General features: G+C 45.5%; 25 protein-coding genes. 13 read left to right on the top strand and 12 right to left on the bottom strand.

Annotated elements, in window-relative coordinates; translation table 11 throughout:
• The first annotated feature begins 4 nt into the window (after positions 1-4).
• Positions 5-982: a transglycosylase SLT domain-containing protein gene (locus tag ACLVWP_RS02215; protein WP_413559799.1), complete on the top strand. Its 978-nt coding sequence runs from the start codon at positions 5-7 to the stop codon at positions 980-982.
• Between the two features lie 26 nt (positions 983-1,008).
• Positions 1,009-2,196, top strand: a complete 1,188-nt coding sequence (locus ACLVWP_RS02210; protein WP_413559798.1) for an aspartate kinase — start codon at positions 1,009-1,011, stop codon at positions 2,194-2,196.
• Positions 2,197-2,251: 55 nt separating this feature from the next.
• On the opposite strand, the gene ACLVWP_RS02205 is transcribed toward ACLVWP_RS02210, so the two are convergent.
• A complete protein-coding gene (locus tag ACLVWP_RS02205) occupies positions 2,252-3,631 on the bottom strand; it encodes a hypothetical protein (protein ID WP_413559797.1) in 1,380 nt (459 codons plus the stop codon).
• Positions 3,632-3,776: 145 nt separating this feature from the next.
• Between ACLVWP_RS02205 and ACLVWP_RS02200 the strand changes: the two genes are divergently transcribed.
• The 4 genes from ACLVWP_RS02200 (at position 3,777) to ACLVWP_RS02185 (ending at position 6,274) form a co-directional block, all read left to right on the top strand.
• Positions 3,777-4,262, top strand: coding sequence for a glutathione peroxidase (locus tag ACLVWP_RS02200; RefSeq protein WP_413559796.1), 486 nt, complete (start codon positions 3,777-3,779; stop codon positions 4,260-4,262).
• A gap of 169 nt (positions 4,263-4,431) precedes the next feature.
• A complete protein-coding gene (locus ACLVWP_RS02195; protein ID WP_413559795.1) occupies positions 4,432-4,749 on the top strand; it encodes a hypothetical protein in 318 nt (105 codons plus the stop codon).
• Between the two features lie 157 nt (positions 4,750-4,906).
• Entirely contained in the window at positions 4,907-5,317 is a 411-nt protein-coding gene (locus ACLVWP_RS02190) for a hypothetical protein (protein ID WP_413559794.1), read from the top strand.
• Positions 5,318-5,392: 75 nt separating this feature from the next.
• Complete coding sequence (locus tag ACLVWP_RS02185) at positions 5,393-6,274, top strand: hypothetical protein (RefSeq protein ID WP_413559793.1); 882 nt, start codon at positions 5,393-5,395, stop codon at positions 6,272-6,274.
• On the opposite strand, the gene ACLVWP_RS02180 is transcribed toward ACLVWP_RS02185, so the two are convergent.
• Complete coding sequence (locus ACLVWP_RS02180; RefSeq protein ID WP_413559792.1) at positions 6,275-6,682, bottom strand: DUF2388 domain-containing protein; 408 nt, start codon at positions 6,680-6,682, stop codon at positions 6,275-6,277.
• A 331-nt stretch (positions 6,683-7,013) separates the two neighbouring features.
• Between ACLVWP_RS02180 and ACLVWP_RS02175 the strand changes: the two genes are divergently transcribed.
• Entirely contained in the window at positions 7,014-7,679 is a 666-nt protein-coding gene (locus ACLVWP_RS02175) for a hypothetical protein (RefSeq protein ID WP_413559790.1), read from the top strand.
• Between the two features lie 50 nt (positions 7,680-7,729).
• Here the strand turns inward: ACLVWP_RS02175 and ACLVWP_RS02170 are convergent, their stop codons facing one another.
• Positions 7,730-7,969 (bottom strand): hypothetical protein, encoded by a 240-nt coding sequence (locus ACLVWP_RS02170; RefSeq protein ID WP_413559788.1) that lies wholly within the window; start codon positions 7,967-7,969, stop codon positions 7,730-7,732.
• Positions 7,970-8,089: 120 nt separating this feature from the next.
• Between ACLVWP_RS02170 and ACLVWP_RS02165 the strand changes: the two genes are divergently transcribed.
• The gene (locus ACLVWP_RS02165) at positions 8,090-8,632 is read left to right on the top strand and encodes a hypothetical protein (protein ID WP_413559786.1); all 543 of its coding nucleotides are present in this window, start codon (positions 8,090-8,092) and stop codon (positions 8,630-8,632) included.
• A gap of 39 nt (positions 8,633-8,671) precedes the next feature.
• Here the strand turns inward: ACLVWP_RS02165 and ACLVWP_RS02160 are convergent, their stop codons facing one another.
• From ACLVWP_RS02160 to ACLVWP_RS02135, 6 genes are all read right to left on the bottom strand, one after another.
• Positions 8,672-9,412 carry a hypothetical protein gene (locus tag ACLVWP_RS02160; RefSeq protein ID WP_413559785.1) on the bottom strand — a complete coding sequence of 247 codons (741 nt, stop codon included), beginning with the start codon at positions 9,410-9,412 and terminating at the stop codon, positions 8,672-8,674.
• 304 nt (positions 9,413-9,716) lie between these two features.
• Entirely contained in the window at positions 9,717-10,862 is a 1,146-nt protein-coding gene (gene recA, locus ACLVWP_RS02155; protein WP_413559783.1) for a recombinase RecA, read from the bottom strand.
• Positions 10,863-10,940: 78 nt separating this feature from the next.
• Positions 10,941-11,426, bottom strand: coding sequence for a CinA family protein (locus ACLVWP_RS02150; RefSeq protein ID WP_413559781.1), 486 nt, complete (start codon positions 11,424-11,426; stop codon positions 10,941-10,943).
• Positions 11,426-11,905, bottom strand: a complete 480-nt coding sequence (locus tag ACLVWP_RS02145; RefSeq protein WP_413559779.1) for a phosphatidylglycerophosphatase A — start codon at positions 11,903-11,905, stop codon at positions 11,426-11,428. Before ACLVWP_RS02145 ends, ACLVWP_RS02150 begins: the two co-directional genes overlap by 1 nt.
• A gap of 305 nt (positions 11,906-12,210) precedes the next feature.
• Entirely contained in the window at positions 12,211-12,501 is a 291-nt protein-coding gene (locus ACLVWP_RS02140) for a KH domain-containing protein (RefSeq protein WP_413559777.1), read from the bottom strand.
• A gap of 150 nt (positions 12,502-12,651) precedes the next feature.
• Entirely contained in the window at positions 12,652-14,358 is a 1,707-nt protein-coding gene (locus ACLVWP_RS02135; RefSeq protein ID WP_413559775.1) for an AMP-binding protein, read from the bottom strand.
• Between the two features lie 109 nt (positions 14,359-14,467).
• Here ACLVWP_RS02135 and ACLVWP_RS02130 point away from each other — a divergent pair, with 109 nt between their 5' ends.
• The 3 genes from ACLVWP_RS02130 to alaS are packed head-to-tail and all read left to right on the top strand — an operon-like array spanning position 14,468 to position 18,813.
• Positions 14,468-15,619: a metallophosphoesterase gene (locus ACLVWP_RS02130; RefSeq protein WP_413559773.1), complete on the top strand. Its 1,152-nt coding sequence runs from the start codon at positions 14,468-14,470 to the stop codon at positions 15,617-15,619.
• Between the two features lie 37 nt (positions 15,620-15,656).
• Positions 15,657-16,103, top strand: coding sequence for a regulatory protein RecX (locus ACLVWP_RS02125; protein ID WP_413559771.1), 447 nt, complete (start codon positions 15,657-15,659; stop codon positions 16,101-16,103).
• The gene (gene alaS, locus ACLVWP_RS02120) at positions 16,090-18,813 is read left to right on the top strand and encodes an alanine--tRNA ligase (RefSeq protein ID WP_413559769.1); all 2,724 of its coding nucleotides are present in this window, start codon (positions 16,090-16,092) and stop codon (positions 18,811-18,813) included. The genes ACLVWP_RS02125 and alaS overlap by 14 nt, the downstream gene beginning before the upstream one ends.
• A gap of 71 nt (positions 18,814-18,884) precedes the next feature.
• Here alaS and ACLVWP_RS02115 read toward each other — a convergent pair whose 3' ends face one another.
• Positions 18,885-19,424: a hypothetical protein gene (locus ACLVWP_RS02115; protein ID WP_413559767.1), complete on the bottom strand. Its 540-nt coding sequence runs from the start codon at positions 19,422-19,424 to the stop codon at positions 18,885-18,887.
• 194 nt (positions 19,425-19,618) lie between these two features.
• Between ACLVWP_RS02115 and ACLVWP_RS02110 the strand changes: the two genes are divergently transcribed.
• Positions 19,619-20,008 (top strand): hypothetical protein, encoded by a 390-nt coding sequence (locus ACLVWP_RS02110; protein WP_413559766.1) that lies wholly within the window; start codon positions 19,619-19,621, stop codon positions 20,006-20,008.
• A gap of 154 nt (positions 20,009-20,162) precedes the next feature.
• The gene (locus ACLVWP_RS02105) at positions 20,163-22,286 is read left to right on the top strand and encodes a prolyl oligopeptidase family serine peptidase (RefSeq protein WP_413559764.1); all 2,124 of its coding nucleotides are present in this window, start codon (positions 20,163-20,165) and stop codon (positions 22,284-22,286) included.
• Here the strand turns inward: ACLVWP_RS02105 and ACLVWP_RS02100 are convergent.
• Together ACLVWP_RS02100 and rpsI are read right to left on the bottom strand one after the other, a co-directional pair.
• Positions 22,278-22,754 (bottom strand): hypothetical protein, encoded by a 477-nt coding sequence (locus ACLVWP_RS02100; RefSeq protein ID WP_413559762.1) that lies wholly within the window; start codon positions 22,752-22,754, stop codon positions 22,278-22,280. The genes ACLVWP_RS02105 and ACLVWP_RS02100 overlap by 9 nt on opposite strands.
• A 222-nt stretch (positions 22,755-22,976) precedes the next feature.
• A complete protein-coding gene (rpsI, locus tag ACLVWP_RS02095; protein WP_413559760.1) occupies positions 22,977-23,375 on the bottom strand; it encodes a 30S ribosomal protein S9 in 399 nt (132 codons plus the stop codon).
• Positions 23,376-23,377: the final 2 nt, after the last annotated feature.

Raw genomic sequence — 23,377 nt, 5'->3', positions numbered from 1 at the left:
TGATATGAGAAGAACTTGGGTCGCCGCCTTCATGACATTTCAGTTTTCTGTGTCTGCCTTTGCAGAAGCCAATCCTAAGGCCGCGGGACCTATCGTTTCGTCTGCGATTCCGTCACAACAACAAAACGCTTTAACACTGAAAGAAAAGTTGAAAGCACTGACTGCGCGTTCAACTCACGTTCAGTCTGATAACTTGGTTTTCGATCTTCCGGTTACGTATAACAAGAAGGTCAGCAAATGGGTGACCTACTATCAAGTTCGCGGCAACAAGTGGTTCCGTGAATGGTTGCAACGCTCTTACAAATTCATGCCGTTCATTCAAGCAGAGCTTCGTAAAAATAATCTGCCGACAGATTTAGCTTATATGGTGATGATCGAAAGTGGTTTCTCTCCAAATGCTGTGAGTACAGCTGCGGCCGTGGGGCCTTGGCAATTCATCGAGCCCACTGGTGTGCGCTACGGACTTAGCAAAAATTGGTGGTTGGATGAACGCCGCGATCTTCACAAAAGCACAACGGCTGCGATTAAATATTTGAAAGATCTGTATGAAGAGTTCGGCTCTTGGTACTTGGTAGCTGCGAGTTACAACATGGGCGAAAACGGTCTTCGTCGTCAGATCAAAAAATATGGCACCAAGGATTACTGGACGCTCATTAAACTTTCCGCACTTCCGCAAGAAACTCAGGAGTACGTGCCAAAAATTCTCGCTGCAATGCTTATTGCGAAAGCTCCGAATCTATATGGCTTCCGTGACTTAGAAAAAATGGACCCTCTTGAGTACGAAACGATTCTTGTGCCTGGTGGCACCGAACTCAACTCGCTTGCAGATCACTTGGGTGTCACAAGAAAATCACTAAAAGATTTGAATGCTGAGCTGTATCTAGGATACATTCCTCGTCAGGTTACAAGACATACCATTCGAGTTCCGAAGGGTGCTTCGAGCATGGCTACAAGCTTTGTAAACCAACGTACCGTTTACTAAATCAACCTCTTGAGGTCGCAGAGTTTATGAAGCCCCTAATCGTGCAAAAATACGGCGGAGCCACACTGGCAGATCCAGAAAAGATCAAAGCTGTTTCTGCACGCGTCGCGAGCCAAGCCAAAGACAACTCGCTTATCGTTGTTGTTAGCGCCATGGGTAAAACCACAAACTCATTGATTGATTTAGCTGGCCAAGTTTCCTCTCACCCACAACGTCGTGAAATGGATATGCTTCTGACCGTGGGCGAGCGTATCAGTATGTCTTTGGTGTCGATGGCACTGAATGATTTGGGTTGTCCTGCGATCAGCTTCACCGGAAGCCAAGCGGGAATTTTTACTGACGACTCCCACGTTAATGCCTTCATCAAAGACGTCAAAGCCTTCCGTGTTGAGGAAGCCCTTAAAACTGAAAAAGTCGTGATCCTAGCTGGCTTCCAAGGCGTTTCACCAACAACCAAGGAAATCACAACACTAGGCAGAGGTGGCTCTGATACTTCAGCTGTTGCTATGGCTGCGGCTTTCAATGCTGAACGCTGCGAGATTTTAAAAGATGTGCCTGCGGTATTTTCAGCAGATCCCAACATTGTTAAAACCGCGAAGCCCCTGCAAAACTTGAATTATGATCAATTGATGGAGATGACTTTCTGGGGCGCCAAAGTTCTGCACTACCGCTCCGTGGAGTTAGCGAAGATTCGCGATGTGACTTTGTACATCGGTCCCGCATCTAACAAAACCTCTGATGGCACACTCGTTAAAAAAGGATTAAACATGTTCGAATCCTGCAAAGCTCTTTCTTTGAATTCCCACGAGACAGTTCTGGAAATTAAATCCAAAGAGAAAAACACAGCTAAAGCACTTAAGCAGTTGCAATCCTTGTTCGAGGAAAAGCAAATCGCCTTCCCTCAACTGCTTCACTGTGAAATCAATAAAGACCACGCAGAGATCCTACTAACAGGTCCACAAGAAATCATGGGCGCGGTTAAACGCGAACTGCAATCCCAAAAGGATTTCACTTTGCACCCGAATGATTTCTCAACGGTGACTTTGACTTGCACGGGAGCTACGAACCCAGAGATTCCTCAGCAAGTTCTAGAAAAAATGGATGGAGCTCAGTTACAAGCTCATAAACTGATTATGAGTGCGATGAGCGTTACTGTTCTGGTCGACTCTCACGCCAGAAAACAAACCATCGATACTCTGCACGCACTAATCTAAAAGAAAAAGGGAGATCTAAGATCTCCCTTTTTAAATTCAACTTTTCAATAATATCTTATGGCAACAGAGATGGCTTCATAACCTGATAACGGTTTTGAACCTTCTTCCAGATATCACTGTGAGGTCCTGTGATTCCATCCGGACCCGTGGCACCCGCGATTCCGCGCGCACCTGCCATTTTACCACCCGGCAAAAATTGACGAAGATCAGGGCCACCTTTAGCTGCTAGCGCATTAGCTGCTGCATTGAACAGACCGCCACCACCAGAGCCATCGGAGCCACCACCGCCGAAGCCGCCGCCTCCACTGCCACCATAGAAGCCAGAGTTCACAGCAGCACCGTTAGGCTCTTCTGCTCCGCCAGCACCACTGCCACCAGCCGCAGCGCTACCCGCGCCACCCGATGAACCACCAAAGGAGACACCGCCACCTTGCTTACCGTCAATACCAGCCTCACCACCACTAGATGGCAATTCAGCCTGAGCGATCGATGGAAGACCGTAGTCATCACCACCAAAATCACTAGCAGATGCTGTTGCCCCTAGACGGCCCGAGTTATCAACGATACCCAAACCACCGCCTTCGCCAGCGATACTTTGTGTGCCCGTACAAACCGGGTCACTTGGATTTTTAGAACAGATACAGACTTTATTAGATGCCATCGCGGCATTGTTACAATCCATCACGATGTTCGAACAACCTGGCAACGACGGATTCGCCGCACAGATTTCCGGATTCACCGTAGAACCATCAGCAGAAGTTAACGAAGCACATTGAGTCGCGTTCGCTACAGTTCCTGCAATATTGTTCATCGCCTGCTGGGCTTCGTTTGATTTCGCAGTATAGTTTTTGCACTGATTCAAAGATGACTTCGCTTGACCCAACATATTGGCATAAGCCGTTTGATCGATCTTACATGTAGAATTCGCTTCGATATAACTGATCACTGACTGACACGTTGATGTACAGTCCTTAATCGCACTAGAGCACGTCAGACGGTAAGCTGCCAATGCAGCATTTGCTGCTGTTGACAGTGCTGCGGCACTTGAACACGCCGCTTGGATACTTGCAGCCGACTGCGCCCCGTAAGCCAAAGCCACTTGGCTAGCCATCGTAGTCACATCAGTCATACCTTGATTGTTTTTTTCATCACAGTTTGAATCTGTCGAAGTGATTTGATTTTGACATTGAGCTAGAAGTCTTTGGTACTGAACAGAACAGACTGCACTGGCAGAGCCACTTGATGTTTGACCACTACCACCTGCAATACAGCTGTAAAGTCTTCTATCTGCATTACTAACAACCGTACAGCTGTAGCCACTGCGACATGCGCCATTACAATTTGAATTACTGTAGGTTTGAGCTTTTGCGATGACGGAGTACGAAATCGCAAACAACGCCAACAAAAAAGTTCTAAAAAATGTATTCATTCCCATAGATAACCTATCGGCATCACAAGGGTTTAACTTGATTAAAATACACCCCGAACTTCCTCTCAAAATCTCAATTTTAAACACGACGAAATCTGTTCTCTAATAGGTTGGAAAAGACTACTCTTCATTACAGAAATAGGAGAACTCCATGGAACAAACTCTTCAGTCGTTCACGGTTAAGGACGCGTCCGGTAAGGACATTTCCCTCGAAAAGTACAAAGGTCAGGTGGTCTTAGTAGTTAACGTGGCCAGCAAATGCGGGTTCACTCCGCAATACAAAGGCTTGGAAGAGTTGTATGTAAAATTCAAAGACCAAGGTTTTGTGATCTTGGGGTTCCCTTGCAACCAATTCGGCTCACAAGAACCCGGCAGTGATTCTGAAATTCAACAGTTCTGTTCGCTAAACTATGGCGTGCAATTTCCGGTGATGGGCAAAGTGGACGTGAACGGAAAAAGTGCAGCCCCAGTTTATAGCTGGCTCAAAGAATCGGCACCTGGCATCTTAGGAACTGAAATGATTAAGTGGAACTTCACCAAATTTTTGATAGGCAAGGATGGTAAAGTTATCAAGCGCTATGCTCCCAAAGACGAACCCGAAGCTATCACCGCAGACATTCAAAAAGCCCTTTCCTAGAGGGAAAATCAGCTATTTGCTCTGTGTTTCACAAGGTTTTCACAAACCTTGTGAACACCTGTTCACAGCCTCGGTGAAGGCTTTGTGAACTCACCGTATTGACTCTTCCGCGATAATAAACGAAATCATGCCCATCGAAATTACTTAAAACTTTATCAAAGGATAAAACATGAAATCACTAGTTATCGCTCTTTCTATCTTCGCAGCAGTTCCAGCTTTCGCAACTTCTAAAGAATTCCGCCTTTCTAACTCTGAGTGCATCACTGCAAGACTTCAACAAGGTTACTTCTTGGATCAAGCAAAAGTTCTTTGCACAAAAAGCACTACTGCAACTTGCAACGTAAGCGCTATCATGGCTGAAACTGGTTATGACTACTCTCGCGCAGCTTCTCTTTGCCCACGCGCTTCTGGCGGTTCAAACGCAGCAATGAACGAGTGTGTATCTCAAGGTTACAACTACTCTACTTGCGCTCAAATGAATCACTAATTTCTTTTAGTTTATTGATTACGTTAAAACCCGCTCACCCCTCGAGCGGGTTTTTTTATGCCCAAAATTTGAGGAAGTTTTCGTCAAAAAATTCGACAGAATTCAAATCTTTCAGATTTCTCTCTAGACCCATGTCCAGCACGCCGATAAGTCATTCATGAAAACAGGTCAAATCATCCAAGCTAGAGACGCATTCGAACTTTACGGCAAAGTCAGATCTGAAGTCCGCTTTGAAGACTTCACGTCGCAGACATTTACGATCTTCCATTTCACGAAGATCTCAGATCGTGAATACGTTATTGATGACATGCTTCAAGGCGTGAACCATGACCACACCCAAGACTTCATCGCGAAGTTTCCGGACTACGATACTTTTTGTGGAGTTGATTCTACGGGTAAAGAAAATTTGTTTTCATTCGGTAGTAAAGAGCTTTACGCCACGGTCGTTTATACTTCTGCCAGATCTTGGACAGAAATTTACGAGGATCACCTAGGCAACCCTCGCTACAATGAATATTTAAGAACTCAGGCGATTCGCGATCACGTTGAAAAGAAAATCGCATCCTAGCCTCGACTCAGTTCTCATTGCCCGCTAAACACACGAAATGATTTACTTAGGGAATCAAGGAAAGGACTCCCCAAAGTGAAACTTCTAAGTCTCGCAGCAGCCGCTCTTTTATTTTCCACATCTACATTCGCCGCAACTATCGTTCAACAAAACTTAATTCCTGAAGCACAGAAAAGTGAATTCATCGTATGGGGACAACTGCAATCCGTAGCTGGCAGAAGCTCCGCAAATGCAGATCTAACTGGCGGTGGTCTTGGACTGGGGCTTTCTTATTATTATGGCTTCATGGAGAACAATGCGATCGGTCTGTCGACGAAGGCTTTCGCTGGAAAAAATACTTCTAAGAGCGATACCACTGAAACAGACACAACAACCAAAGGCCTTCAAAGTCTGAATCTTTCCTACAAAGGTAACTTTGAAATCGGTGCACCCACTTTATTTGTTGAGCTCGGATATTCAGTTCCAGATGGCGATTTCAAAATCAAAGAGACAGATTCCAACTCTTACGAAATGAGCTACTCCAGAGGACAAAAAGGTCTGTATGGCCAACTGGGCTTTGTAGTGCCCGTTGATACCTTAAAGCTCGGAGCCTCTGTAGGTTATTTCAAAAGATATGATGGTAAGATTGAAATGGAAGAGGAAGACGGCACAAAAGCATCTTCTGATACCAAGGCCGCTAATTCCATGCTAGCAAGCGTGTTCACAGAAATTGAAGGCGACATTCACCTAAACCTTTCTGCAAATTATCAAAAAGACGAAGAGATGACTTGGGGAACTTCCGGCACATTCAGAGGCCTTGAAATGCTTTCGATTGCGGGAGGAATGCGTTCGTCTATCAATGAATCGACAGAAATTATTGGTTCCGCTGACTTGGGCGTTCTTTTGAATGCCAGTCATAACAATATGAAATCGTATGCCCAAGTAAATCTTTACCTGGGCATACGCTTGACGTTCTAATTACCAGTTGATGATATCAGCAGCCAATTCGAAATCAGAGCTGGCTGTTTCTGAATCCATTTTACGCAGAAGTTCGATCGCGCGATTGAACTTCACGCCTCTTTGATCACCGTCTGTTGCGATGAAAATCGCTGCGTCGTCCTTAGAATCCACGATCACTTGCTTATAGTAGCAACCATCATTTGATCCACACGCCGTTGCAGACGTCAGCATCAATGCACCTGTGTATGCACTCAAAATTGAAGCAACTTCATTGCTATCATTGCGATTGCCACCATGGTGATATCCACCACCTCCATGACCATGACCAGGACCGCGACCATAGCCGCCGCCACCGTGATGTCCACGACCTGCGAAAGCAGAAGACGCGCATGCAATAACTACAAGTGATACCATTAGACTTTTCATTTTTAACCCCCGTGATAGATATCCGGTTCATATATACAAAGAGTCTGCCAACCTCTCAAATGTATCTTCTGCAACAGATGCGTTTTCAGCAGGATGACAGAAAATTTCAGAGACATTTTGTCTCCGAAATTCTTGTGAAACAGGGCGACACGAACCCGGATGACACCAGTGAGGTCGACTCAGAATGAATGAATCATTTTGACTGCCTAACTTATTTTAGACAGTGTCTACGAGTTCTTCAACTATACGGCTTCATTGACACCTGATTAGTTTATAGACGGCATTCGGCTTGCATATTTGTTTATAGATTCCGACGAATGAGGTTCTTCAAATGAGACAACGCATCGCTTTGATACTTCTTGCACTTCTTCCGTTCTGCGCAGCAACAGCGCAGGGATCAAATTCTTCATCTTCCAACGACATGAAAGTTACCTTGAAGCCTGAGCCAGGGTACAAAAAACAGAAACGTGTTGTAAGAACTTGGAGCGTGTACCCTACTCGCCGTGTGGTTTATGATGCCCCTCAAACTAAGGGTTCAAAAACAAACCAACAGCCTCTTCTGGTTAAAACTTATGTAGATCCAACTCAAAAGCGTATGCCAGCTTCTGTGGCTAAACCTGTGGTTGCTAAGAGCAGCGTAAAGCCCGTGAAGCCAATGGTTGCGAAATCCGCTCCGATAAAAGCGAACCGCGCGCCAGCCTCTGTAATGGCCGCAAAACCAGCTCCAGTCGTTGCTAAAAAAGTTGCTGCTCAAAAACCTGTGACGGCTCCAACATCGAAACCTACAATGGTTGCGTCGAATGGTAAAACAATGGTTCTTGCTCCGATGACTTTCAAATCATCGAAAGCAAAAAACAAAATTGCTGATAAAAGTACGAAAAGAAAAGTGGCTCATGTAAGTCCTTATGAAGCTGGAATGTCGAAGGTGGCGCGTGCATCGTCACCTAAGAAATCCGCTGGCATGGTTGGACGCCAAAAAATTGCTTACAACAAGTAAAGCTCAACAGGAGCCAAGACTTGAAAAACCCGCTGACCAAGCGGGTTTTTTTATTTCACGCCTAAAGTGGATTTACATCCCGCACTCAAGCCGTCTTTGTTGGTCTTCAAGCATTCTTTGATCGCATTCATTTCTGTGACCTTGTCGCAGAATTTAATCTTGTCCTCTTTACAAGCCGCCATGACATCTGAAGCCTTGGATTTAGCCTGAGCCATCATCTTGGAAGTATCTGGCATTTGCGCCGCTGCGACACTTCCGACCAACATAATTGCAACCATAATGATTTTCATAAGAGTTCTCCTTTGGAATACAGCTGTATTGTTCATTGGCCCTTAAATACGGGCAACTAAGGCACGTATGTATTTGAGCATGCCCATAAACTGTGCTCTAGTGAGGCCTCAGGGGGATTTATGAAACTAGCAAAACTACTTATTGCAGGCTTAGCACTCGCTGCTGTGGCAGGCTGCAAAACTGTCGACATCAAAGATGGCAAAGTACCAAATGCGTACCTTTCTAAAGCTAAAAAATACGAAGGCGCTTACGAAGGCCAATTCAACGGCGTTCCTGGCCAAATGATCTTGAGCTTTAACGGCAACAAACCCGTTCTAAGCTACAGAAACAACATGGGCACTGACATCCTTAATAACAACTGCGCGTCTCGTTTTGGCGACTTGAAAAAGGTCTACATCACTGGCAAAAAATCCAACCCACAAGTCGATGCAGTTGAGTTTGCATTCGATTCTGGTCGCTGCTCTTTGATGGTTCAAGGTCGTCAAATGAATGTCGATTTCAAAGAAAAGAATGGCGTAACAAAGTTGAAGGTTTCCATCCTTCGCGAAATGCGCCAACGTCGTGATTGCCGCTGGTATCCTGGCGACGGCCACCGCCCACCGTACGAATATTGCGAATGGGTTCAAGATCCAATTTACTTGCACGGATCATTCACTCGCTAAAAACAAAAAACCCGCTTCAAAAGAGCGGGTTTTTTTATTTTAAAATAGATTTTTGTAAGATGTCTCTTTCACCAACTTGCTCATCAGCTTTTCCATCTGAGCTCGAGGAATGGGAGCATCCGGACTTACAATGATTCGCAGGTCATAATCTTGATCGACCTTGTCTGAAATAATAATCCGATCAAATTTCTCTAAGTTTTCACGCATATATTTTCGAATATATGACAACGGTACAACACCTACATCTGCTCGATCGTGCAGAACCAATCTTACCGATGCTTGATTGTGGCTAACTAAGTGGATATTGAATTTAGAATGAAGATAGTCTTCGTTGGAATTAAACTGCGCAAAGCCATAGTGGTATCCCAGAATCCCTGCCAAACGCTTATCCGCCAATGATTTGAAATAGGTTTGGTCCTTCGCTTTCTTGCGAGTGGCGATATAGACCTCGGCATCTTTTATACCCGTCGGGATCGTGTAGTGAGGAATTTCCTTCCAGCTCCAACGAGGGTCCTCGAAAAAAATCATGTCGACTTTGTGATCGACGAAGCTTTGGTAGCGACGGCGACTGGGAATTTCTAAGACTTTGAATTGATAATCTGACTGAATGCTATTGAGTTGATCCAGAACGTCGCTAACGATGCCACGTCCTTTTTCTAAATCATAGTATGGAGCAAAGCCATAGGCTCCGACCGTGATGGTCTTACGATCTTTCGCCGCTTGCGCGGTAGAAAAAGACCAGAATACAAATAGAACCAGAAGGCATCTTACCAGGGCCATGGCACTGGTCGATTATCACCCTCTGTTTCAACCGGCTTTTGCGTCATCAGTGACACTTCCAACATAAAATCCCTTTATGTCTGTTGAACTCATTTTTTAAACTTAGATACTTCGTGTATCTGTCTTCATCATAGCACCAACCTTATGTTCGATTGTTAGTTCTTTATTAAAGAACCTACGGAATTTTATTAGGTAACAAGGTAATGAAAATAAAAAACCCCACTCTTGTAAGAGCGGGGTTTAAAATTGAAGTCTTATGTTTCAATGTTGACCCGCGAAGTGATCAACATCTTCAAAGTAAAAACTAGTGTTTACCTTTTTTTACTTTTTCTTTTTTCGGAGCTGCATCTTCAGTTGGCATTTCAGTTGGTTCAGTACCTTCATGGTCTTCACCGTTGTTGCCTTCAGCATCGATCAAAAGTTTGCCGATACCGTTAGCTGCCAAGATCTTAGTGCGAAGTTGAGTCATGTACTCTGGGTGCTCTTTCAAGAAATTTTTTGCAGCATCACGGCCTTGGCCCATGCGCTCACCATTGATAGAGAACCATGCACCTGATTTTTCAACCATGTTTGCAGTCACTGCTAGATCTAGCAAGTCACCTTCTTCAGAAATACCTTCACCGTACATCAAGTCGAATTCAACTTTAGTGAACGGAGGAGCCATTTTGTTTTTCACAACTTTAACTGCAGTACGGTTACCAGTTACGTCCTCACCGTTTTTGATCGCGCCAACACGGCGTACATCCAAACGAACAGAAGAGTAGAATTTAAGCGCGTTACCACCAGTAGTCGTTTCTGGGTTACCGAACATCACACCGATTTTCATACGAAGTTGGTTGATGAAGATAACTAGTGTGTTTGAACGGTTCACAGCTGCTGTCAATTTACGAAGAGCTTGAGACATCAAACGAGCTTGAAGACCAACGTGAGAATCACCCATGTCGCCTTCGATCTCTGCACGAGGAACCAAAGCTGCTACGGAGTCGACAACTAGTACGTCGATCGCGCCAGAGCGAACCAAAGTTTCTACGATCTCAAGAGCTTGCTCACCAGTGTCTGGTTGAGAGATCAACATGTCTTCAGTGTTAACACCCAATTTACGAGCGTAGTTGATATCCAAAGCGTGCTCAGCATCTACGAATGCAACAACGCCGCCTTTTTTCTGAGCTTGAGCGATAACAGACAAGCAAAGAGTTGTTTTACCAGAAGATTCAGGTCCGTAGATTTCTACGATACGACCTTTAGGAAGACCGCCGATACCAAGAGCCAAGTCCAAGCTCAATGCGCCAGTGCTGATCGCTTCAACGTCTTTAACCAAAGAGTCGTTCGCGCCCAAACGCATGATTGAACCTTTACCGAATTGCTTTTCAATAGATGAAACTGCCAATTCCAAGGCTTTGTTTTTTTCGTTTTGTGCTTTTGCATCTGCCACAGTTGTATTTGTTGCCATCTGCGTATCCCTCTCTATTTATGTGGTATCCACCACAAACCATTATTGTTAATTTTTAGCAGCCGGGGGCTACTAGCTTTACTTCCTATCGAGAACTTCACACAGCCAATTCACGGAATAGTCTACTGCCGCTTGCTGGATGGCTTTGCGATCACCCGAAAAGAATTCTTTTCGAGAGTCTTCAAAGTTTGGTCCAGCTATAGCAAAGCATACAGTGCCAACTGGCTTCGTGGGTGTTCCACCACTCGGACCAGCGATACCTGTGATTGCCACAGACCACTCAGTTTTCAGCTGTCGACGCACTCCGTGCGCCATTTGACGAGCGACTGACTCGCTCACCGCACCCTCTTGCATGAGAGTGTCTCGACGGACCCCCAGAAGATCCACCTTCGCCTCGTTAGAGTAAGAAACCACAGAGCCTAAAAAGATGTCGGATATACCTGCTTGCTCTGTCAAAAATGCCGAAAGTGCACCTCCAGTACAACTTTCCGCAAAACCCACTGTGAGTTTTTGGTCGCGAAGGGATCGAATGAATTCTTGGAGTTTCAAATCACGTTCCGCCATTAGGGACCCACAATCTGTGAGCCCAACCAATTCGTGTTGGTGAAAAGAAACTGCATGATCAGACTGACAACAATACCAGCGGCAACGTCATCAATCATCACACCAAGACCTCCTTGGATCTTCTTATCTAAATATCCTATGAATAAAGGCTTAGTAATGTCCAGCAATCTGAACAGCACAAAACCAATTAAAATGGCTTGCCATGTCATCGGCAACCAAATCATCGCAATCAAGAAACCAACGACCTCATCGATCACGATTTGACTGTGATCATGACCGCCGTGCGTATCCTCATATGCTTGAGCCGCTAAAATCCCCAACGGCAATAAAATGATAGTAGCCGCGATATAAGCAATCGGACCTGCCCAATTAAGCAGCAAAACTAAGGGGATTGTAGCCACAGTTGCAACGGTTCCCGGCGCTTTGGGACTCAACCCAACACCAAAAAATGTCGCCAACTTTAGAAGGAATTTTCTCATACCAAGGAGGTACGCTGACGCCTATGTGGAGGCAATAAAAATGCAGCGAGCCGTGGACATGTCCGCCGAAGCCTTCGGGACAAAAGATGCAGCGAGTTAGTTTTATGGATGGTATTAAAATTAGCGATTCGACTTTTGGAGCTGATCTGCTCGATACTGAATTTCCGCTTTTGATTATATTTTGAAGCGAGGCTCTCTAACTAACGAAGTGCCACGGAAGACTTGCACTTCGAGAGAGCTTCGCCAATCTTGGGAAGCTCCCCACTCTACAAACTGACAACAACGTTCTGAACTTTCTGACTTAGCTATGCGCTTTGCATGCCATGAGCAACGTAAGGAATTTCGATAATCGCACGGATACCTTTGCGCGCCATCATTGCGGAAAGCACAGCGCGGATACCGCCAATGTTTTTACCCTTACATCCGATCAGTTGACCCAGGCTTTGTGGATGACAATTCACTTTATAAACTGTCGTACGGTCACCCACAGAATAGTTCACAACCACTTGATCTGCGTGATCAAGCATCTCGTGAAGGATAGAATGCAAAATCTTTTTACCAGTTTCTCTCGCCTCAGTCTTCTCTAGCTCCGACATAATTCCTCTCTCCAGTCATTGTCGTCGTTTAATCACCAGCCACGATCTCCATTCGTAGCTGATGAATAAAATTTACCGAAAAATGTTTATCTCCGCGCTAGAGGTACGTCTAAAATTTTCTGAATGCGAGTGTGAGAAAGTCCACAATACTTACGGCAGATCTTGGGCCCAGTTGTCGGGCAAGACTGCCTTAAAGTCTTCTTCCCAAAACTCATATTGTGATTTTTCATTCGCAGCTACGCGTTTTTGTTCACGAACACGCAGCTCTACTCTGCGAATTTTACCGGAAGTGGTCTTCGGCAAATCCCCAAATTCAATGCGTCTAATGCGTTTAAACGGGGCCAAACGCATTCGTGAGTGATTCATTATTTGCAAGGCAAGCTCACGTGTGGGCTCTATACCTTTAGCCAAAAAGATTACCGCCTTAGGGACATTTTGCCTCATCGCATGAGGGCTCGGAATCACCGCAACCTCGCGCACAGCTGGGTGTTCAAGGAGTACGGTTTCTACTTCCAGCGGACTCACGCGATAGTCCGAGCATTTAAATACATCATCACTACGGCCGGTGAAAGTAAGACAACCATCTTCATCACGTTTCGCAACATCTCCGGTGCGATAGTAAGAAGTACTCGCTGTTTTAGTCACATCACCATCGCGATAACCACTCATCACACCCATCGCATGACCAGAAAGATCAATCGCGATTTCACCTTCATTGCTAGGATTTCCATCGCGATCTAAGAGGGCGATTTTATACCCTGGCAACACTTTGCCCAGGGTTCCGAGATGAACTTGCTCACTTGGAGGATTGCCGATCAGAATTGTCGTTTCAGTTTGTCCATAGCCATCACGAATCGTCACGTCCCAAGCATTTTGAAATGCGTGGATGACGTCTTCATCTAATGGCTCACCTTCACTAACAGCTTCCCGGACTTGCACATGATAGTGACCGAGTTCTTCACCCGCCAGCATCCGCCAAACAGTCGGTGGCGCGCAGACGGTTGTGATGCCATTTTTTTCTAATGTCTCGAGCATCACTTTCGCATCGAAGCGTTCGTGCTTATGAATGAACACTGTGGCCTCCGCATTCCAAGGAGCAAAAAAACTGCCCCACGTATGCATCGACCAACCTGGAGAGCTTGCACACATATGAATATCCCCAGGTCTTATTCCCATCCAATACATGGTGGAAAGATGTCCCACAGGATAACTTTCGTGGGTGTGCTCTACGAGTTTTGGCTTCGCGGTTGTGCCGGAAGTAAAATACAGCAACAGAGTATCTGTGGCCTTCGTTTCGCCCTCTGGTTTGAACGTTGCACTTTCGCGCGTGGCTTCAGCATAGTCATGCCATCCCTCCACTTTACCATTTACAGTCAGCTTAATGGCTGTGGGCGATTGCACAACAAATTTGCCAGCCTCAGCAACGGTGGTTGCGATAAGTCGAACCTCCCCGCGAACCAAGCGGTCTTGCAACTCATCCATCCCAATCAATGGATTCGTCGGTATAACGATCGCGCCAAGTTTTATACACGCTAGCATCAACTCCCAAAAAGCAGTCTCGTTACCCATAAAAAGTAAAACGTGATCACCTCGTTTCAGTCCCAATGTGCGCAGGTAATTCGCCACCTGGGAAGACCGTGCTGAAAGGTCGGCAAAGCTGTACTTTTCTTCCTTACCATCTTCACCGGCAATCCACAGAGCGAGGTTGTTGTTACCCTCCGCCATGGAGTCAAAGTAATCCAACGCCCAATTGAAATATTCCAATTGTGGCCACTTGAATTCTTTGGTGGCGTAATCATAATCAGCGCGATGAAGGATCAAAAAATCACGGGCTTGTTTGAACTCATTAAGTGCCACAGAACACCTCCCACATAGTCGTCTAAGTTTAGCACTGACGCATGCCTTTCGAGGATTTGTGTTTTTGCAACTTTCTGTGCATTCACAAGCTATCGTGATATAAATAACTATGGCTGCATTTCGCGCAATTATCGTCGGATTATTTTTCGCTGTTTACATGTACGTGACTCACCAAATGGTGAGATACGCCGAGCTAACTGGACCTCAAACCCTCTTTGTCGTCGGCTTCACCGGGGCTCTTTTTGCCATCGTTATTTCGATGCCTTTGTTTTTCTGGTCGCGTGGTGATGCTCGCAGCGAACCGAAACCTTGGCATGATCCGTATTTTAGCGCGGCCCATTTTGCCATGGCTTATATGAGCTTTTTATTAAGCTTCATCATTTTGCGCGACATTGCTGGATTCTTTTTGAACTACACTAACCCTGAGTTCGTCGGAACAAAACTTTACGGAAGTGAAGCGACAGGTTTATTGTTAGTCATTCCATTGATTCTTTTGCTGCTGGGAACATTGGTCGTCCGTTTGGGAGTTAAAGTCATTAAGGTGGAAATTCCGTTCAAAAATCTTCCCGCAGATCTGGATGGATTTCGCATCATGCACATCACGGATCTTCACGTGGCTCCGGGCCTTCCCGTTAAGTTTGTGCTGAAACTTGCGGAAAAAGTGAACAACCTGAAATCCGACATGGTCGTCATGACTGGAGACATTCTGGATGACCACGCCGCTCGCCACCTGAACGAGTTCGAGATCCTAAAAACACTTCAATCCAAGTACGGCACCTACTACGTCGCTGGAAATCACGAGTACTACTGGAATATTGAACACAGCCTGGCAGCGTTCCGTGCAATCGATTATCACGTCCTTGTGAACCAAACCGAAAACATTCAAGTCGGAAACTCGGTTTTGCAGGTCGCCGGGATTGCGGATCCTGCGGCTCGCCAATTCGGCCACGAACCAGCCAACCTGGATAAACTCGTTTCCGAGCAAAAGCCCGAGGCTTTCAAGATCTTTTTGGCACACCAACCTTCGATTGCCGATAAAGCTTTCGACAAAGGTTTCGATCTTCAGCTATCCGGTCACACCCACGGTGGGCAGTTCTTCCCTTGGAATCTCCTAATTGGGTTCTTCCAACGCTATCCAAAAGGGCTTTATAAGCTCAAAAATATGCAGCTCTATGTCAATCAAGGAACGGGTTACTGGGGGCCAAGTCTACGCCTTGGAACCTTCTGTGAACTGACTGAAATTACACTGAAAAAAGCATGACATGCACAGGCAGAACCAGCTAGATTTCTAGCTGCCTATGTCTGAGACAAAAACCGCAGCAAAAAGAAAAATCATGGAGCTCTTGGCTTCACGCGATCATTCTGAGCAGGAGCTTAGAAGTAAATTGCGTCTTAAGTTTGCGGATGATGAAGGCGGAGCCGAAGCGATTGACGAGGCGATCTCATTTGCCAATGAAAAAAATTGGTTGGGAGATCCTTCCGAGCATGCTTCCCGCCTGGCAGACACGCTTCACCGTCGCAACAAGGGTATCTGTTACATCAACAACTACCTGAGTGAAAAAGGTCTCCCTCAAATCGAGACCGATTCTGCGTTGGAGATGGAAAAGGCCATGACTGTCGTCATGAACAAGTTTGATGAAGATTATAAGTTTTCTCAAGAAGACAAAGCACGCGTGGGACGCTTGCTGACTTCAAGAGGGTTTGATTCCGAGACCGTTAGAAAGGTTATCTATGAAAAGCTCTGAGATCAGAAATGCTTTTATTAAATACTTCGAGAAGAATGGACACAAAGCTGTCGCTTCTTCTTCTTTGATTCCGGAGAATGATCCGACTTTGCTTTTCGCAAACGCCGGCATGAACCAATTTAAAAATACTTTCTTAGGTCTTGAGAAACGCGATTACTCCCGCGCCGTGAGTTCACAAAAATGTGTTCGCGCTGGTGGTAAACACAATGACTTGGAAAACGTAGGTTTCACAGCACGTCACCACACATTCTTTGAAATGTTGGGTAACTTTTCTTTCGGTGATTACTTTAAGAAAGACGCGATCCGTTTTGCTTGGGAATTCCTGACTCAAACTTTGGCTATTCCCAAAGAAAAGCTTTATGTGACAGTTCACATCTCAGACGATGAAGCTGCTGACATCTGGCACCACCAAGAAGGCATCCCTCGCGATCGCATCTTCCGTTTTGACAAAGACAACTTCTGGAAAATGGGCGACACAGGTCCATGCGGTCCTTGTACAGAGATCTTTTACGATCACGGTCCAGAGGCTGGTAAAATTTCTGATCCATTCAAAGGTATCGAAGCTGGTGAAGACCGTTTCGTTGAAATCTGGAACTTGGTATTCATGCAATACTTCGAGAATCCTCCAGGCACACTGACTCCGCTTCCAAAGCCTTCTGTGGATACAGGTGCGGGTCTTGAGCGTGTCACAGCAGCGATGCAAGGTAAGTTCAATAACTACGATACAGATCTATTCACTCCGATGATTGATCTTGCTTGCAAAATCGGTGGCGTAAAATACGTGACTGATAAAAAAGTATTGGCAACAGACACTCACGCTGCGGAAATCACTTCTGCACTTCGCGTATTGGCTGACCACTGCCGCTCGACTTCATTCTTGATCGCTGATGGTGCTTTGCCTGCGAATGAGGGGCGTGGTTACGTTCTTCGCCGTATCATGAGACGCGCGATCCGTTACGGTCGTAAGCTTTCTGCTGATAAGTCTTTCTTGCCAGGTATGGCAGAGGCGTTGATCGACAATATGGGTGACGTTTACCCAGAGCTTAAAACTCGTCGTGATCACATCCTAAATACAATCCGTGATGAGGAAGATCGTTTCCTAGCTACGTTGGATAAAGGAACTGAAATCCTGACTGCAGAGCTTGCAAAAGCAAAAGCTGCCGGGGTTAAAGAGCTTTCTGGTGAAGTTGTTTTCAGAATGTACGACACCTACGGCTTCCCTGCCGATCTAACTCGCGTGATCGCGAATGAAAATGGCATCGAAGTAAACGAAGCTTCTTTTGAAAAGGAAATGGAAGCAAATCGTGCTAAGTCCAAGGCTTCTTGGAAAGGCAAATCTATGGGCGCTGATGAAGCGCACATGATCAAGTTCGCGAAAGACTATTTGCAATCTGGTAAGTCTGTGAAGTTCTTGGGTTACGACGACACAATTGGTGATGCTCACGTGATGGGTCTTTCTAACGGTCAAGCCGTGGTGAACGAACTTAAAACGGGCGAGACTGGTTTAGTTATCCTTGATTCAACTACGTTCTATGGTGAAGGCGGCGGTCAATCTGGTGACGTTGGTTACATCATGCAAGACACGAATCGTGCACGTGTAATGAACACGACAAAAATCGACGATATCTTCCTTCACCATGTTGAAGTGGAACACGGTTCCTTCAAAAATGGCGCGACAGTTATCACTGGCGTTGATCCGGTTGAACGCAGAAACACTGCCAGCAATCACTCTGCGACTCACTTGTTGCATGCAGCTCTTCGTAAAGTTTTGGGCGTTCATGTCACTCAAGCAGGTTCTTTGGTTGATTCGCAAAAAACTCGTTTTGACTTCACTCACAATAAACCAGTGAGCTCTGAAGAGATCCGCAAGATCGAAGACATGGTGAACGAGCAAATCGCTCGCGCCTTGGAAGTAAAAACTGAGTTGATGTCACACAAACAAGCGATCGAAAAAGGCGCCATGGCTTTGTTCGGCGAAAAATACGCTAACGACGTTCGCGTACTTACAATGGGCGATTTCTCTTGCGAGCTTTGCGGTGGTACTCACGTTAAAAATACTTCTGCGATTCGTTTCTTTAAAATCGTTTCTGAATCCGGCGTAAGCTCTGGCGTTCGTCGTGTGGAAGCAATTACTGGCGATGCAGCTGTGAAGTATGCAATGAGCGCTATTGAACATTTGGACGACGCTCTGAATGCGGCAGGCTTGCAAAAATCTGCTCATTACTTGAAGCATCTTGAAATCACTGGCGAGAAAACAACTTTGGCGAATCGTGTAGAGACGTTCAAAGAACAAGTGAAGACTCTTGAGAAAGAAATCAAGAAACTTCAAGGTGGCCAAGTGAATGTTGATGACCTTGCTGGTAAAGCCATGGCCTTCAAATCTAAATCTGGTGTGTCTGCGAAACTTGTTTTAGCTGATGTACCGATGGATGACCGCGAGGTTTTGGCTAAAGTCACTGATGATCTTAAAAACAAAATCCAATCTGGAATTGTTGTGGTTGTCGGCCAAGGTGATGGATCTAACCCGATCATCGTATCTGTCTCTAAAGACCTGACTGGTGATCATAAAGCCGGAGACGTCCTTAAAGAAGTAGCAGCAATCATGGGTGGTAAAGGTGGCGGTCGCCCTGATTTCGCTCAAGGCGCGGCTCCTGATCGCTCTAAACTGGGTGATGCCTTCACGAAAGTGCGCGGCACCCTAGGACTGTAAAAGCTAACTATTAAAAATAAAAAAGGCTGGTTTAACACCAGCCTTTTTTTTATTCCTAATCCTCAACTGAATTATTCACACAACAGGCTGTGGAAGTTCTTTTGGATGTAGGCTACTAAGCCGCGGAACGACTGAGCTTGATCACCGCAGATGTCTTTATAACCTCTGCCGCAAGAGTCGTAGCTTTCACCCAGGTTCAGTCTTTGCTCACCAAAAACCACTGTCGCATAACCTGGAGTGTACACCTGACCGCACTGTGCACTTGCATCGATTTGCGTTTCCGGACTGCAGACGTTGCTCATTTTCAAATAGCTTTGCAACTCTGCGATCTCTGCCTTTTGCAAACATGACTCTTCAAGTATCTGTCCATTTCGGGCTACCAATGAAATACGACCAGAGGCTGCATCAACAGACAACAAACCATCAGACACGGGAATTTCGAGGGAAGATGCTGCTGAGATTTCGTCGGCCTCAGAACCTGAGCCAACTGACGGGGAAATAATTTGCGCGTTGGTGCTTGGGAAATCACCTTGCGATAGATTCGCCTGACTGCAGTTCTGAAATCCCAATATGAGACACCCGGCAAGAATAACTAACCAGCCTCTATTCATTCGATCCCCCGTTCATGACTCTTCGGTAAGGCTTGTAAGAAACTTGACCTTGGTACGGTGAAATTCCTTGTGTTCTCACAATAAGTCGCACCAGATCGCCTATATTGCGCAATGCATTTGCATTGCTAGACCAAAGGCCGTGAAATAGCCTCGTTCAAGTCCGAATTGAATTTCACAACTTAAGGAGACATCTCATGAAAAAACTTATCGTAGCGGCTCTTGTACTTGCAGGTTCTACAGCTTTCGCTGAAACAACTGTTTTGAAATGCGCAGCACCTTCTAAAGGTAAAGCAGCAACTATCACTGTAACTTTGGGTGATGATACTTCTGTTGATTTCCTAACTATGGAAGTTACAGAAAAAACTGGCTCTTCAACTTTCTTTGCTCAATTGGATAAAGGCACTGTTGCTGGCCAAATGAAACAAGGCTACTTGCAATTGCTAGCATTGACTGAAAAGTCTGCTCAAACTGAAGACGGCGTTATCAGAAACACTGGTTTCTTCGGCGTATCTGCTGATAAAGGTGCTTTCTCTGGTTTCATGGCTGCTAACGGCAACATCTACCCACTTTCTTGCTCTAAGTAATTAGAACAAAAATCTAGATGAGAAAAAGGGAGCGTCATGCTCCCTTTTTTTATTTTCAAAGGTACGTCCTTACCTAGTAAGGTAAGGACGTACCTAAATCCTTGTGTCTTAACGGTGTTTGATCTTTAATTTACAGGTCAACATCGGAGCTCACATGAAATCGTTTTCCACGTCGAAACTTCTGCTAGCTGCTCTTTTACTTGCCGGCTGCAAAAGCTCCAATCTACCTAAGGAGCTGAAGTCTATGTCTCATCAAGAACAAGATCCCTATTTATGGTTAGAAGAAGTCGAAGGCGCTAAAGCTTTGGATTTCGCAAAGTCAGAAAACGAAGTGACTCTGAAACACTTCAAAAGCAATCCGCTATTTAAAGGTATTGAAGCGGACTATCGCGAGATCTATTTTGCCAAGGACCGCGTTCCTGGCGTTTCTTTGCATAAAGGAATTCTTTATAACTTCTGGCAAGACGAAAAAAATGCTCGCGGACTCTGGAGAACTACAACCATCGAAAGTTATAAATCAGACAACCCAAAATGGGACGTGATTTTAGATCTCGATGCTTTGGCAAAAGCCGAAAATGAAAACTGGGTCTGGAAAGGCGCAAGCTTCCGCAAACCCCACTACGACCGAGTTTTGCTCCACTTATCTCGTGGAGGTAAAGATGCTGTCGTTGTTCGCGAATTTGATCTTAAGACAAAATCATTTATAAAAGATGGTTTCATTTTACCAGAAGCAAAAACCAACGCTTCTTGGAAAGACGAAAACACTCTCTTTGTCGGAACTGATTGGGGACCAGGATCTATGACAGATTCAGGTTATGCCCGCATCGTAAAAACTTGGAAACGTGGAACCCCCCTGTCTGCGGCGGAAATTATCGCTGAAGCAAATACCACAGACATGTCCACCTATGCTTATGCAAGTTATGACGGCGACAAACCCTATTACTTCCATCAGATTCGTAAAGGTTTTTATTCCTCGAAACTTTGGTACGATGAAAAACCTGGCAAGTCTCATTTAGTGGCAAAACCTGAGGATGCCGAAAGCTGGGGTGTCTTTAAAGGGCATCTGATCATTAGTCTGCGCACTGATTTCAAATCTTTCAAAGCCGGCAGTTTGGTCGCAATGCCTATTGGCTCCATCGAAAAAGGCGAAAATGCTCTCTCAGAACTGCAATTGATTTTTGCTCCCACTGAGAAACGCTTTATCCAAGGTGGATGCAATACCAAAAACCACATGATCATGGTGGTCTCTGATAATGTTTTGACCCGCATGGAAAAAGTAACATTCACTCCGCCGAACACTTGGAAGATCGAACCGATTTCACTGGGTCACAACGGGATGGCTTCGTGCTTTGATTCCGAAGACGAAAGCGATACGTATCTGGCAACTTACACAGATTTCCTAACACCCACATCATTCTATATCGCCAGTGCTGCAGATCCTAAAAATGAATTCAAACTCTTGAAGCAAGCTCCGAAGCGTTTTGATTCCTCAAGTCTCACGACTTCCCGCTTTGAAGCCACAAGTAAGGATGGAACTAAGATTCCATACTTTGTCGTTCATAAAAAAGATATTCGCTTAGATGGCAGCAACCCCACTTTGCAATATGGCTATGGCGGCTTCCAGGCTTCAATGACTCCGAGTTATTTAAGTGCTTTAGGAAAAGTCTGGGCTGAAAAAGGTGGTGTTTATGTTCTGACAAATCTTCGCGGCGGCGGCGAGTTCGGACCTAAATGGCATCAATCAGTGCTTAAAGAAAATCGCTATAAGGTTTACGAAGACAACATCGCGATCTCTGAAGATCTTATCGCGCGCGGATTTACTTCGCCACAGCACCTGGCTATCTCTGGAGGATCTAACGGCGGATTGCTAGTCGGAGCCACGATCACGATGCGTCCTGATCTGTATAAAGCTGCAATTATCGGCGTGCCTCTGCTGGATATGCTTCGCTATCACAAACTGTTGGCTGGCGCGAGCTGGATGGACGAGTACGGAAATCCTGACGATCCCAAAATGCGTGAAGCTATTTTGAAATACTCGCCTTATCAGAAACTAAGTCCAACGGCGAAATACCCAGAAGTGTTTGTGATGACGAGCACTAAGGATGATCGCGTTCACCCGGGACACGCACGTAAATTCGTGGCTCGTATGAAAGAGCAAAAACATCCTGTGTATTATTATGAAAATACCGAGGGTGGGCATGCTGGCAATGCCAACCTTGAGCAAAGTATTTTGTGGGAGTCTTTGAAAACGACTTACCTATGGGAAAAACTAAAATAGATACGAAAAGGCTGGGCGCTCGCCCGGCCTTCTGTCCACTTGGAACACACACGTCGTTGTCTGATAATTCATCGTCACAGAAACGCTGTACAATCCTGAAAGTTCCATTCCAATCGTACGATCTGTGATTTCAACCATGTCTTGATTTCCAACTTGTCCCAAATATTCAATGCGCACACGAGTCGCCTGAGGAGAATTCTCTGCAACCTCTGGTGAGCCATGTTCATGAGTGACTCGCACGACCTTATCGTAAGCATCGTTTCTTACGTAGGCCTTCATCACCAAAACTTTGCCTAATCTGCCGCTCGCACCAAACAAACTGAAATAAGCCTCGTGCACATTGATCACACTGCAATCACCCGCCCGCGCGATGATGCCCGTATTGGTATCGTTCACGTAAGCCGCTTGAGCAGTTGTGTTTAAAAGTATCAGAATTAAAAATGCAAAAATTAGGTTGGATAACTTCATGAGTTCCTTCGATGAGAAAACGAAATTATCACTGATGTGAGGAATGTCCCAGTTACGCACTGGTAATTACGAGGAAATAAACAGAGGGGCACAAATAAAAAAATCCCATGATGGGATTTTTTCGCGCCAGCCCCGTAGGGGTTTCGGGCAGGAGCCCGAAACAAAAAAAGGGAGCCATAGGCTCCCTTTTCTGTTCTGGTCCAGATTCGGACACTCCAAATTTTAACGTTTAGAGTATTGGAATCTACGACGAGCGCCGGATTTACCGTATTTTTTACGCTCAACCATACGAGGGTCACGAGTGATGAAGCCAGCTTTCTTAAGAGTTGCTTTGAACTCTGGGTTGAAAGCGATCAACGCACGAGTGATACCCAAGCGGATTGCACCAGCTTGTCCAGACTCACCACCACCTGCAACAGTGATGTTAGCGTCGAACTTACCGATTTGGTTCAAAAGGTCCAAAGGCTGAACGATAACCATGCGAGATTGCATACGGCTAAGGTAGTCTTCAGATTTTTTACCGTTGATAGTGATAGTGCCTTTACCAGGCTTCAAGAAAACACGTGCAGATGACGTTTTTCTTCTTCCTGTAGCATAAAAGAATTTTTCAGTTGCTGCCATAT

Source organism: Bdellovibrio sp. HCB209, from assembly GCF_047306065.1.
Classification (GTDB): Bacteria; Bdellovibrionota; Bdellovibrionia; order Bdellovibrionales; family Bdellovibrionaceae; genus Bdellovibrio.
This window is presented reverse-complemented; position numbering and strand designations above follow the sequence as displayed.